The organism is Agrobacterium sp. CCNWLW155 (assembly GCF_036888815.1).
In the GTDB taxonomy this organism is placed as follows: Bacteria; Pseudomonadota; Alphaproteobacteria; order Rhizobiales; family Rhizobiaceae; genus Agrobacterium; species Agrobacterium radiobacter.
Window position 1 is genome coordinate 223,668 of sequence record NZ_JBAKFW010000006.1, and the last position, 12,588, is coordinate 236,255.

The 12,588-nt window shown below is 60.0% G+C and carries 10 protein-coding genes; all 10 read left to right on the forward strand.

Annotated features, from left to right (window positions below; genetic code table 11):
• Nucleotides 1–155: 155 nt before the first annotated feature.
• The 10 genes from V6S97_RS19175 (at nt 156) to V6S97_RS19220 (ending at nt 12,585) form a co-directional block, all read left to right on the forward strand.
• A complete protein-coding gene (locus V6S97_RS19175; RefSeq protein ID WP_020810963.1) occupies nt 156–2,105 on the forward strand; it encodes an ABC transporter substrate-binding protein in 1,950 nt (649 codons plus the stop codon).
• Between the two features lie 121 nt (nt 2,106–2,226).
• Entirely contained in the window at nt 2,227–3,213 is a 987-nt protein-coding gene (locus tag V6S97_RS19180) for an ABC transporter permease (protein WP_003505682.1), read from the forward strand.
• Nucleotides 3,214–3,222: 9 nt separating this feature from the next.
• Nucleotides 3,223–4,347, forward strand: coding sequence for an ABC transporter permease (locus tag V6S97_RS19185; RefSeq protein ID WP_020810964.1), 1,125 nt, complete (start codon nt 3,223–3,225; stop codon nt 4,345–4,347).
• Nucleotides 4,348–4,354: 7 nt separating this feature from the next.
• Complete coding sequence (locus tag V6S97_RS19190) at nt 4,355–6,079, forward strand: ABC transporter ATP-binding protein (RefSeq protein ID WP_162690408.1); 1,725 nt, start codon at nt 4,355–4,357, stop codon at nt 6,077–6,079.
• 43 nt (nt 6,080–6,122) lie between these two features.
• Nucleotides 6,123–7,310, forward strand: coding sequence for a galactarate dehydratase (locus V6S97_RS19195; RefSeq protein WP_003505685.1), 1,188 nt, complete (start codon nt 6,123–6,125; stop codon nt 7,308–7,310).
• Nucleotides 7,297–8,163 (forward strand): aldose epimerase family protein, encoded by an 867-nt coding sequence (locus V6S97_RS19200; protein ID WP_107676768.1) that lies wholly within the window; start codon nt 7,297–7,299, stop codon nt 8,161–8,163. The genes V6S97_RS19195 and V6S97_RS19200 overlap by 14 nt, the downstream gene beginning before the upstream one ends.
• A 136-nt stretch (nt 8,164–8,299) precedes the next feature.
• Complete coding sequence (locus V6S97_RS19205; protein ID WP_080867391.1) at nt 8,300–9,100, forward strand: FadR/GntR family transcriptional regulator; 801 nt, start codon at nt 8,300–8,302, stop codon at nt 9,098–9,100.
• Nucleotides 9,101–9,178: 78 nt separating this feature from the next.
• The gene (locus V6S97_RS19210; RefSeq protein ID WP_031234031.1) at nt 9,179–10,687 is read left to right on the forward strand and encodes an ABC transporter substrate-binding protein; all 1,509 of its coding nucleotides are present in this window, start codon (nt 9,179–9,181) and stop codon (nt 10,685–10,687) included.
• Between the two features lie 66 nt (nt 10,688–10,753).
• Nucleotides 10,754–11,701 carry an ABC transporter permease gene (locus V6S97_RS19215; RefSeq protein WP_080864422.1) on the forward strand — a complete coding sequence of 316 codons (948 nt, stop codon included), beginning with the start codon at nt 10,754–10,756 and terminating at the stop codon, nt 11,699–11,701.
• 11 nt (nt 11,702–11,712) lie between these two features.
• On the forward strand, nt 11,713–12,585 hold the full coding sequence (locus V6S97_RS19220; protein WP_003505690.1) for an ABC transporter permease: 873 nt from the start codon (nt 11,713–11,715) through the stop codon (nt 12,583–12,585).
• Nucleotides 12,586–12,588 lie beyond the last annotated feature (3 nt).

The window sequence follows — 12,588 nt, forward strand, 5'->3', positions numbered from 1 at the left end:
AAAATATGTAAAAAGCTGTCAATACTTGTAATCATCTGAAAACGCCCATATGGTCTGCCCCTGCCGATGGAGGATCGGTATGCTGGCTGGCCGGGAGGGCTGTTGCGGCACGGTGAAAACCGTTTCGCTGCCGGTGATTTTTTGGAGGATTGTCGATGCGCGATGGCGAAGCATTTTCACTGGGCGTAACGCGCCGAACCTTTATGGCGGGGCTTGGCGGCGTGGCCGCCCTTTCCGTCATCGGGACCTCGGCGCGGGCTGCTGCCGGCAAGCAGGCGCCGCAACTGGAGGCGCTGGTAAAGGACGGTAAATTGCCGCCCCTGGCCGAACGTCTGCCGAAAAATCCGATGGTGGTGACACCGCACGAGAAAATCGGCTCCTATGGCGGCACGTTGCGCCGTGGCCTGCGCGGTTCGTCGGACCATAACGGCATCCTGCGCATGGTCGGCAATCAGGGGCTGGTTCGCTGGAATATGGACTTCACCGAGGTTCTGCCGAACCTTGCGGTGAAATGGGAAGTCAACGACGATGCTTCGCAATTCACCTTCCATTTGCTGGAGGGCGCAAAATGGTCGGATGGTCATCCCTTCACCGCAGATGATGTGGTGTTCGCCATCGAGGACTGCATCAAGAACAAGGAGCTTTACAGCGCCACGCCAGCGCAGCTCTCCGTTGCGGGCAAGGCGGTCGATGTCGAAAAAGTCGACGATTTCACGGTAAAGTTCAAATTCGCAGCGCCGAATGCGCTTTATCTCGAAAACCTCGCCACGCCGCTCGGCCAGCATCCGACGCTGTTTCCCAAGCATTATTGCAGCAAGTTCCTGCCTAAATACAACACGGCGCTTGATGCCGATGTGAAGGCTGCGGGTGTCTCCAGCTGGACGGAACTGTTCCGGGCGAAGTGCGGCGATATCGAAATTCCGTCCCGCTGGTCGAATGTCGACAAGCCGACCCTTGATCCGTGGGTGGTGAAGGAACCCTATTCCGGCGGTGCGACGCGGGTGGTCATGACCCGCAACCCTTACTTCTGGCAGGTCGATACCGAAGGCAACCAGCTGCCCTATATCGACGAAATCAATTTCGGCATTTCGCAGGATGTCGAATCGCTGATGCTGAACGTCATTTCCGGCAAGATCGACATTCAGGAGCGCCATATCAGCGTTCTCGCCAACAAGCCGACCCTGTCTCAGAACATGAAAAAAGGCGATTATCGCCTGCTCACTCTGGTGCCGTCTGCCGCGCAGCAATGCCAGATCTACCTGAACATCACCCATAAAGACCCGGCAATGCGCAAGATGTTCGCGGACAAGTCCTTCCGTCAGGCGCTGTCCATCGCGCTCAACCGGCAGGAAATCATCGACATCGTCTATTTCAGCCAGAGCGAGGGGTATCAGGCCGGACCACGCCCGACACACCCCTGGTATAATGAAAAGCTGGCGCGCCAGTTTACCGAATATGATGCCGACAAGGCGAATGATCTTCTCGACAAGGCCGGTTACGACAAGAAGAACGGCAACGGTATGCGGTTGCGGCCTGATGGCCAGCCCGTCTTCTTCTCGATCGATGTCATCCCGACGCTCTATCCCGATCTGGTCGATGCGCTGGAACTGGTGAAGGCGCAATGGGCGCAGATCGGTGTCGACATCAAGGTCAACACCATCGAACGCGCGCTCTATTATACACGCGGCGATGACAACGCCCATGATGCTGCCGTCTGGCCCGGCCCCGGCGGTCTCGACCCGATGCTTGATCCGCGCGATTTCTTCGCATTCCACCCGCAGGGTTCGCGTTACGCCATTCCGTGGGCGCTCTGGTACACCTCGAATGGCCAGAAGGGCGAAGAGCCGCCGGAAAGCCAGAAGAGGCGCTTCAAGCTGTTTGACGAGGCGCGCTCGACGGCCGACCTTGCCAAACGCGGCGAGAAGATGAAGGAAATCTTCGATATCGCGGCGGAAGAGTTCGAGACGATCGGTCTCTGCCTTGCCGTTGGTGGTTTCGGCATCATCCGCAATAATCTGCGCAATGTGCCGGAAACGGAACCCGACAGCTGGACATGGCCCAACCCCGGCCCGGCGCTGCCGCAACAGTTCACCTTCACAAGCTGATACCACCACATGGGCGTCGCTGCCGTAACGCGGCGACGCCTCTCAGGTTGTTTCGACCATCCGCATACCGTTTCCTCAGTGGAAGGCAGTGCGTATGGCACAATGTGATTGCGAGAGCGACATGCTGCTTTTTATCGTAAAACGCCTGCTGTGGATGATACCGTCCCTGTTTGCCGTCAGTTTCCTTGCCTTTGTCCTGATCCAGCTGCCGCCCGGTGACTATGTGACGACCTATATCGCCACACTGGCTGCCTCCAACGAGGTCATCGACCACAATACCGCGGCGCAGCTGCGTGAACGTTTCGGCCTCGATGATCCCATGATCGTGCAATATCTGAAATGGATATGGGGCATCATCAGCCGTGGCGATTTCGGCATCTCGTTCGAATGGCAGCAGCCGGTTTCGGGCCTCATCTGGGAGCGTATGGCGCTGACGCTGGTTCTGGCCATCGCAAGCCTTCTCGCCACCTGGGCCATCGCACTTCCGATCGGCGTCTTCTCCGCCGTGCGCAAATATTCGATCGGCGATTATCTCTTCACCGCCTTTTCCTTCTTCGGCCTTTCCATACCCTCGTTCCTGCTGGCGCTGGTGCTGATGTATGTGGCTGCGGTGGAGTTCGGGGCCGATGTCGGCGGGCTGTTTTCAGCTGAATATGAAACGGCCTCCTGGAGCATCGCCAAGATGGTTGACCTTATGGCTCATATCTGGCTGCCGGTCGCCATTCTTGCCGTGTCTTCCACCGCAAGCCTCATCCGCGTCATGCGCGCCAACATGCTGGACGAATTGCCCAAGCCCTATGTGACCACGGCGCGGGCGAAAGGCTTGTCCGAGTTCAAGCTGCTGACGAAATACCCGCTCAGAATTGCGCTCAACCCGTTCATTTCCACCATCGCATGGCTTTTGCCCAACCTCATTTCGGGCTCCGTGGTGGTCGCCATCGTGCTCAATCTGCCGACGGCCGCACCCCTGCTTCTGCAGTCGCTGATGGCGCAGGACATGTATCTCGCCGGCGCTTTCGTGCTTCTGATCTGCGCGCTGACGCTGATCGGATCGCTTATCAGCGACATCCTGCTTGCGCTGGTCGATCCGCGCATCCGTCTCGAATAGGAGGGCGCCATGAGCGATATCACCATTACCACCAATGCCCGGCAGGACCGCGCCGCCGTCGCCTCGCAGTGGCAGCTCATCTGGTGGGCATTCAAGCGCCACAAGCTGGCCATGGCCGCCCTGTTCATCACCGTTGCCATGTATATCGTTGCGCTGGTGCCCGGCTTCTTCGCCATCAACGATCCGGTGCTGCAGAACGCCCGCGCCACCTTCCATCCGCCGCAGCGCGTCCATTTCGTCGATACGACCGAGGGTTTCTCGCTCGGGATGCATTATTATCCGCTGAAGCTGACCCGTAACCCCGAAACGCTGGCTGCCGTGTTCGTGGAAGATACGGCCAAGAAAATACCGATTCAGCTTTTTGGCAGGGGTTACGAATATTCCGTATTCGGCCTGTTCAACACGAATATCCACCTGCTGGCTTCCACCGACAAGACGCGCCCGCTTTTCCTGTTCGGCGCGGACCGCCTCGGACGCGATGTCTTTAGCCGCGTGGTGCAGGGTGCGCAGGTTTCCCTGTCGATCGGTCTCGTCGGCGTGTTTTTCTCGCTGCTGCTCGGCGTCGTCCTGGGCGGTATCTCCGGTTATTATGGCGGCCGCATCGATTTCGTCATGCAGCGCGTGATCGATTTCGTGCTGTCGCTGCCCACCATTCCCATCTGGCTGGCGCTGGCCGCCGCCCTGCCGCAGGGCTGGCCTGCCACGCTTCAATACATGATGATCACCATCATCCTGTCCCTGACCGGCTGGGCGCAGCTTGCCCGCGTCGTGCGCGGCCGGTTCCTGTCGCTCCGAACCGAAGAATTCGTGGCCGCGGCGCGGCTGGATGGCGTGCCGGAAGGGCGCATCATCTTTCGCCATATGCTGCCGAGTTTTTCGAGCCATATCATCGCCTCCGTCACGCTTGCGGTTCCGGCGATGATCCTTGCGGAAACCTCGCTCTCATTCCTCGGTCTCGGTCTCCAGCCGCCGACGATTTCCTGGGGCGTGCTGCTTCGCGAGGCGCAGAACATCCGCTCGATCGCAACCGCGCCATGGCTGTTCCTGCCGGGCGTCGCTGTTGTCATTGCCGTCATGGCGCTCAATCTGCTCGGTGACGGCCTGCGCGATGCAGCCGATCCCTATAATAAGTGAGGTCCTGATGAGCGACATTCTCTCCATGAAGCCCGCCAGGCCACTGCTCGAAGTCCGCAATCTCGTGACCGAATTTCCGGTCCGAAACGGCGTCTTCCGGGCGGTCAACGATCTGTCTTTTTCCATCGATCCCGGCAAGACCCTCTGCGTCGTCGGCGAAAGCGGCTCCGGCAAATCCGTCACCGCCCGCTCGATCCTGCAGATCATCGACACCCCCGGCCGCATTGCGACCGGGTCGATCATCCTCAACCGCGCCGATGGCACGTCACTCGATCTGGCAAAGCTCGATCCGCGCAGCCGGGCCATCCGCTCGGTGCGCGGCGCTGATATCGCGATGATTTTTCAGGAGCCGATGTCGTCGCTTTCACCCGTGCATACGGTGGGTGATCAGATCACCGAGGTCCTGCGTCTGCATCTGAAAATGAGCAAGGCACAGGCGCGGGCCGAGGCCATCGAGCTGCTGCGGCAGGTGGAAATTCCCAATCCCGAAAAGGCGCTGGATCGTTACGCTTTCCAATATTCGGGCGGCATGCGCCAGCGTGCGATGATCGCCATGGCGCTGGCCTGCAAACCGCAACTGTTGATCGCCGACGAACCGACGACGGCGCTTGACGTCACCACACAGGCCGAAATACTCGACCTGATATCGCGGCTGCAAAAGGCGCATGGCATGGCGGTGCTGTTCATCACCCATGATATGGGCGTGGTGGCGCAGATCGCCGATGACGTGCTGGTCATGCATCATGGCGTCGCCAAGGAATATGGCACCGTTGAGCAGATATTCCACAGCCCGCAGGATCCCTATACCCGCATGCTGATCGGCTCCGTGCTGAAGCTGGAGCAGAAGGCGGAAATCCGGCTTGCGCGGCCTCCACTCGATCTAACGGCTGCGCCGGTGCTCGAAGTGAACGACCTTTCCATGCACTTCGGTGAAATGAAGGCGCTGGATGGCGTGTCGATCAAGCTTCTCCCGGGCGAGACGCTTGGCATCGTCGGCGAAAGCGGCTCCGGCAAGACAACGATGGGCCGCTCCATCATGCGTCTTTACGATCCGACCGGCGGCGAGATGCGTTATCGCCGGGCGGATGGCACGGTGGTCGACTTGGCCAAAATCGAAGGTGCCGAACTGAAAGCCGCGCGGCGTGAGTTGCGTATGGTTTTCCAGGACCCTTTCGGCTCGCTCAATCCGCGCATGACGGTGGCGCAGGTCATCGGCGAGCCGTTGCTGGTCAACGGCATTGCCAGGGGCAAGGAACTGGATGAACGCGTCTGCGCCCTGATGGAGCAGGTGGGTCTCGACCCGGCCGGGCGTGAACGTTACCCGCACGCCTTTTCCGGCGGACAGCGCCAGCGCATCGGGATTGCCCGCGCCATCACGCTGAAACCCCGCATCATCGTTGCGGATGAGGCGACGTCAGCGCTTGATGTTTCGGTGCGGTTCCAGGTGCTGGATCTGCTGATGCGCCTGCAGGACGAGCTTGGTCTCGCCTATATCTTCATCAGCCATGACATCGGCGTTATCAGATACATGTGCGACCGTGTCGGGGTGATGTATCGCGGCAAGCTTGTCGAAGTGGGAGACGCCGAAAAGGTCTGCAACGCGCCCGACCATCCCTATACGCAGGCGCTTCTTTCCGCCATTCCGCGCCCGGACCCGCGGGACCGGGACCGCACCCGCAGGTTCCGCTACGTCGAACCGCCAGAGATCAAAAACGGGATCGCCGCCCGATAGTGTTGCGCCCGTTGCGCGCTGCAATTCATGAGGAAGACTAAGCATGAAAATCGATCGCATGCGGGTATTCGTCACCCGCGACAAGGACCGCCCCCGCGTCATCGTCGCTCTCGATACGGATGACGGTTTGACCGGCTGGGGCGAATGTTACAATCACGGCCCCGATCTCGCCTTGCCGCCGGTGCTGGATTACCTCTATGGCTTCCTCGCCGGACAGGACCCGACGCGGGTCGAATATCTCTACAATCTCCTTCTCCAGCAGAACCGTTTTCCGCCCGGCGCGCTCGGTCTGTCAGCAATATCTGCGCTTGATCATTGCCTGTGGGACCTTGCCGCCAAGGCAGCGGGCGTGCCTGTTTACAAGCTGCTGGGCGGCGAAGTGCGCGACCGCATCAAGGTCTATGCCGGCGTCTACACGGCACCGGATGCGCCGGCGGCAAAGGAAGAGTTCGACCGCCTCAACGAGGGCTGGGGCTTCACGGCCTTCAAGCTTAGCCCGTGGCGCGTGGATATCCATGCCCACCGCTGGGGTGAGGTGGTGCGCAGTTCCGCCGACTATTTCCGCTCGCTTCGCGAGACCGTGCGGTCTGACTACGACATCGCCTTTGACGCCCATGCCAAGATTTTTGAACCCGCCGCCGCCCGCCAGCTTGGCAATGCGCTTGCGCCTTACGATCCGCTGTTTTTCGAAGAGCCTTTGCGTCCCGAAAACATCGAGATGTGGGGAGACCTGAAGCAGGGGCTGAACTGCACGCTGGCAACAGGCGAAAGTCTCTATAATCGCAATGAGTTCCTGCGTCTTCTTCAAGTAAAGGGTGCAGACATCATTCAGCCTGACATCTGCGTCGTCGGCGGCATTTCCGAAATGCGCCGCATCGCCACGCTTGCGGAAGCCCATTTCGTCAGCATTGCGCCGCATAACCCGATGGGGCCGCTCGCTACCGCCGTCAACGTGCATTTCTCCGCCGCCCAGCAGAATTTCCGTATTCTCGAATACCGGCTGCCGAAAGGGCAATGTTATGTCTATGGCGGCACCGATCTTGAAAAACGCGAGGATGAAACCCGCTATGTCGTCGACCCCTATCTGCCGAAGGACGGATATCTGGAACTGAGGCCGGATCGTCCCGGCTGGGGGGTGGAGATGGATGAAAAAGCCATGCAGGAAGACGGTTACATTCACTGGCAGAGACGGGTGCCGAAACGGCCTGACGGCTCCTATGCCTTTGCCTGAAACGATCGCGATTGCCTGCGGGCGGCTCTCTGCCCGCCTGCGTCCCGCATGGGGCGGCAGGATGACCTATCTGCACCACGCGGACTACGGTGATATTCTGGCGCCAGCAACCGGGGAGGATTTCCAGCCGTTCAACTGGCCGCGCGCCGGCGCCTATCCGCTGTTTCCTTACCACAATAGGCTCTATGGGAGCTCGTTCGTTCATGCGGGCATCCGCCATGAGCTTTCTCCCCATCCGGCCCTTGCGCCTGATGCCATGCATGGACCTGCGCACCGGCGAGCCTGGGAGATTTCCGGTCTGGCTTCGGATCGGGCGGGGCTGGTACTCCACTATGAGGCTGACGGGGAATGGCCTTTTTCCTTCCGCGCTGAACAGTCTTTTCTGCTCGAAGACGCCGGCCTCACCGTGGACCTGTCGATCACCAATCTGGCGGACGTACCCGCGCCGATGGCGCTGGGCTGGCATCCCTATCTGGCTGCCGGATTTGGCTGCGAAGCGCGCACGGATGCAAGGCTGGAATATCCGCTGGACCCGCAGAACGTGCCGACCGGCCAAGCAGCCGTACTTCGCCAGACGACCGTCATTCCCGCAGCGACGGGATACACGGAGCATTATACAGGTTGGTCTAATGCGCATGTCCAGTTTGACGGGTTTTCACTGCTGATCGAGGCCGATCCCGTTTTCGGTCATCTGGCTGTCCACCGCATGGACAGCTATCTTTGCCTCGAGCCCGTTTCCATGGCCGCCGGAGCGCTCGGCTTGCCGGAGGCGCAGCGGGAAGCGCTTGGCGTCAGGATCGTTGCGTCCGGCGAACATCTATCGGGGCGAATCCGGCTTTCCGTCGGGCCTTGAGGGAGGCAGGGCGCGCGCGAACGCCATGCCCCTGCGTCCTATCTCCACAGTCAAAAAAACGCCACATGCCCATATTTTGAGCGTCAGAAATTGTCGCTCAAAAATGCGCTTGACGTCGGCGAAAATTTCTCACCAAATGAACCAATACAAGATTGGTTCAAGCAAATGGTGCGGTGTGGCAGCAGGCCCTAACGACAATTCCAACTACGCGCTGGCGCGGTTGCGTGAATATATTCAGGCGAATCATCTCGTCAGGGATGGCCGTCTGCCGACGGAACGGGCCTTTGCGGAGACTTTTAACGTCGGCCGTCGGTCGATCCGCCGCGCGCTGGAGGTTCTGGAAGCCGAAGGCCTCATCTGGCGGCGGCAGGGGGCCGGAACCTTTGTGGGTGAAAAACCTGATGATTGGTCCGCCCAGGTCACGGAATTGGTCGCCGGTACGGATTTCATGGAAATCATGGAGGTGCGCCTGCGCATCGAACCGCAGCTGGCGCAGCTAGCGGCGATGCGCGCCAAGCCGGCCGAGGTGGAGCGCATGCGGGCGCTGGTGGAAAAGACCGGCCAGAGCACGGATGCAGATGCCAAGGAATTGTGGGATGGCTCGCTCCATCGCCAGATCGCCCAGAGTGCCGGCAACAAGCTGTTTCTCTCGATTTTCGATGTCATCAATCGTGTCCGCCAGGATGATGCCTGGCAGTCGATACGGGAACTCGCCCGGCGCAGCGGAACAAATGTGAGGGCGTCTTTCGAACAGCACATGGCCATTGTCGACGCCATCGCCGATCGCGATCCAGCGCGTGCCGGTGAAGCCATGCGCCAGCATCTTCTCATGCATCAGGAAAGGCTGATCCGCGCCACCTCGCTCGGCTTTCTGGAAGAGGGATCCGGGGAGGGCAATACGGCCGGCGCCGATAATTCGCTGACCGAGGCTTCTTAAGGCCACGGATGAAAACTGTCGCCCCGTCAGGGGCGGCCAATGACAAAAAGTCAAAATAACCAGACCAGAGGAACGAACATGAAGAAAATCCAGACATTGACTGCTGCGCTGTTGGCGAGCGCATTCCTGACCACGCCGGCGCTATCCTCCGAATTGCGCATCGGCCTGAACGACGATGCTGATGTGCTCGATCCAGCACAGTCGCGCACCTTCGTCGGCCGCATCGTCTACACCGCCATGTGCGACAAGCTGGTGGATATCTCGCAGGACATGAAGATCGTGCCCCAGCTTGCCACCGAATGGGCCTGGTCCGAAGGCGGCAAGGTTCTGACGATGAAGATCCGTGATGGCGTGAAATTCCACGATGGTGAGAAGCTCGATGCAGCTGCTGTCGTCGCCACTATCGAGCGCAACATGACGCTGCCGGAATCCCGCCGCAAGAGCGAGCTATCGTCCGTCGAGAAGGTCGAGGCGACAGGGCCGCTGGAAGTCAAATTTACGCTGAAGACGCCTGACGTCACCCTGCTGGCGCAGCTTTCCGACCGCGCCGGCATGATCGTCGCGCCGAAAGCGGCCAAGGAACTGGGTGCGAATTTCGGCTCCAAGCCGGTCTGCGCCGGGCCGTTCAAATTCGTCGAGCGCATCCAGCAGGATCGCATCGTGCTCGAGAAGTTCGCGGATTATTGGGACAAGGACAAGGTCCTCGTTGATAAGATCGTCTATCTGCCGATCCCCGACACCACCGTGAAGCTTGCGAACCTTCGCGCAGGCGACCTCGATATCGCCGAGCGCATCTCGGCTTCCGATGCGGAATCCGTCAGGAACGACCCCAAACTGACCTATGCCGATGTCATCGGACCGGGTTACATGGCCATGTATGTCAACATGAACAATGGCGCGCGTGCGGACAATCCGCTCGGCAAGGACAAGCGCCTGCGCCAGGCATTCTCCTATGCGATCGACCGAGAGGCGATCGGCCAGATCGTCTTCGAAGGGACGTCAAAGGGCGGCAATCAGGCTTTCCCACCCTCAAGCCCCTGGTTCAACCAGAACCTGCCGGTGCCGCCGCGCGATATCGACAAGGCCAAGCAGTTGATGAAGGAGGCGGGTTACGAGACGCTCGATGTCGAGCTTCAGCACGCCAACAACACCACGCAGACGCAGATGATGCAGGTCATCCAGTCCATGGCGGCCGAGGCTGGCTTCAACGTCACCCTGAAGGCCACCGAATTTGCCACACTCCTGTCCGAGCAGACCGCCGGCAATTACCAGCTCAGCCGTTCAGACTGGTCGGGACGTATCGATCCCGATGGCAACCTGCATCAGTTCGTCACCTGCAAGGGCGGCATCAACGATGTGAAATATTGCAATCCCGAGGTCGACAAGCTGCTGAACGAGGCCCGCGCCTCGACCGAAGATGCAGTCCGCAAGGAAAAATATGATGCCGCAAGCGTCATCCTCAACGACGACATGCCGATCATCTATCTCGGCCACCAGCCCTATGCCTATGCCATTTCCAGCAAGGTCAAGGGCTGGGCGCCGTCGCCTGACGGTATGATCCGCCTTCTCGGCGTTTCCAAGGATTGACCGTTTCGCATAGGCCGCACGGCTTGCCGTGCGGCCCCCAGACCGGACACAAACGGGGGCAATGCCATGCCTGTTTATATCGGCAAGCGACTGCTGGTCGCGATCCCGACGCTTCTCATCATTTCCATCTTCGTTTTCTCGCTGCAGAAACTCCTGCCGGGGGATCCGGTTCTCGCCATGGCGGGTGAGGAGCGCGATCCCGCGACGATCGAATTCCTGCGGGAGAAATATCGCCTCAACGACCCCGTGCCGCTGCAATATATCAACTGGCTGGGCGGCGTGATGACCGGCGATTTCGGTATTTCGCTGCGGTCCAACCAGCCGGTGCTGGAACTGATCGGCCAGAAGCTGCCGGTCACCATTCAGCTGGCTGTCATGGCGATGTTCTTCGCCATGGTGATCGGCATCCCCATCGGCATTCTGGCCGCCGTCAAGAAGAATACCTGGATCGATTACACCGCCAATATCGTTGCGCTTTCCGGCCTGTCGATCCCGAATTTCTGGCTCGGCATCATGCTGATCCTGCTGGTCTCGGTAAAACTCGGCTGGTTGCCGGCATCCGGTTATGAATCGATCTTCGTGGACCCTGTCCGTTCCATCGAAACGATGATCATGCCCGCCTTCGTGCTGGGCAATGCGCTTGCGGCAACGCTGATGCGGCACACGAGGTCTGCGATGGTTGCGGTCTTGAGTTCGGACTATATCCGAACCGCCCGCGCCAAGGGACTTTCGCCGCGCGAGATCATCCTGTCGCACAGTTTCCGCAATGCGCTTCTTCCCGTCATCACGCTGCTGGCGCTGCTCTTCGGGGAGCTGCTGGCCGGTGCGGTTCTGACGGAGCAGATATTCACCATTCCCGGTTTCGGCAAGATGACGGTCGATGCGGTTTTCACCCGTGACTATGCCGTCGTGCAGGGCATCGTTTTATGCACCGCCGTCGGTTTCATCCTCATGAACCTGCTGGCCGACATTGCCTATGTCCTGCTTAACCCCCGCCTCAGGGCGACGATCTGAGGCCTGATATCATGACCGTTCTCGATCAAAATCTATCCGTACCGGCGACACGGCAGGAAAGCCGCGCCTGGAAAAAAATGAAGCGCAACAAATCGGCGCTTGTCGGCATGATCATCGTGCTGTTTTTCGCCGTACTTGCCATCGCCGCGCCGATCCTGCCGATTGCCGATCCGGTTGCGACCAGCTGGTCAGCCATCCGCAAGGCGCCGTCGGCGGCGCACTGGCTCGGCACCGACGATCTCGGCCGAGACATCCTTTCCCGCATGATCTATGGCGCCCGCGCCTCGCTGATGGCCGGCGTCGTCTCGGTGATGATCGCGGTGGTGATCGGCGTGCCCTTTGGCCTGATTTCAGGTTATTTCGGCGGCTGGGTGGATATGGTCATCTCCCGCATCACCGAAGCGCTGCTCGCCATGCCCTTCCTGATCATGGCAATCGCGCTCGCCGCCTTTCTCGGCCCGAGCCTTACCAATGCGATGATCGCCATCGGCCTTTCCGCCATGCCGATCTTCGTGCGGCTGACGCGCGGACAGGTGCTTGCCGTCAAGATGGAGGACTATGTCGAGGGGGCGAGGTCCATCGGCCTCAACCATATCGACATCATGACGCGTTACATCCTGCCGAATGTCTTTGCCCCCATCATCGTGCAGGCGACGCTGACGGTGGCGACCGCCATCATTGCGGAGGCGAGCCTTTCCTTCCTCGGTCTCGGCCAGCAGGCGCCGGCCCCATCCTGGGGTTCGATGCTGAATACCGCGAAGAATTTCCTGAGCCAGGCGCCGTGGATGACGATGTGGCCCGGCATCGCCATCTTCCTCGTCGTCATCGGTTTCAATCTTCTCGGCGACGGCCTGCGCGACGCGCTCGATCCGCGCGAAGCATGATTT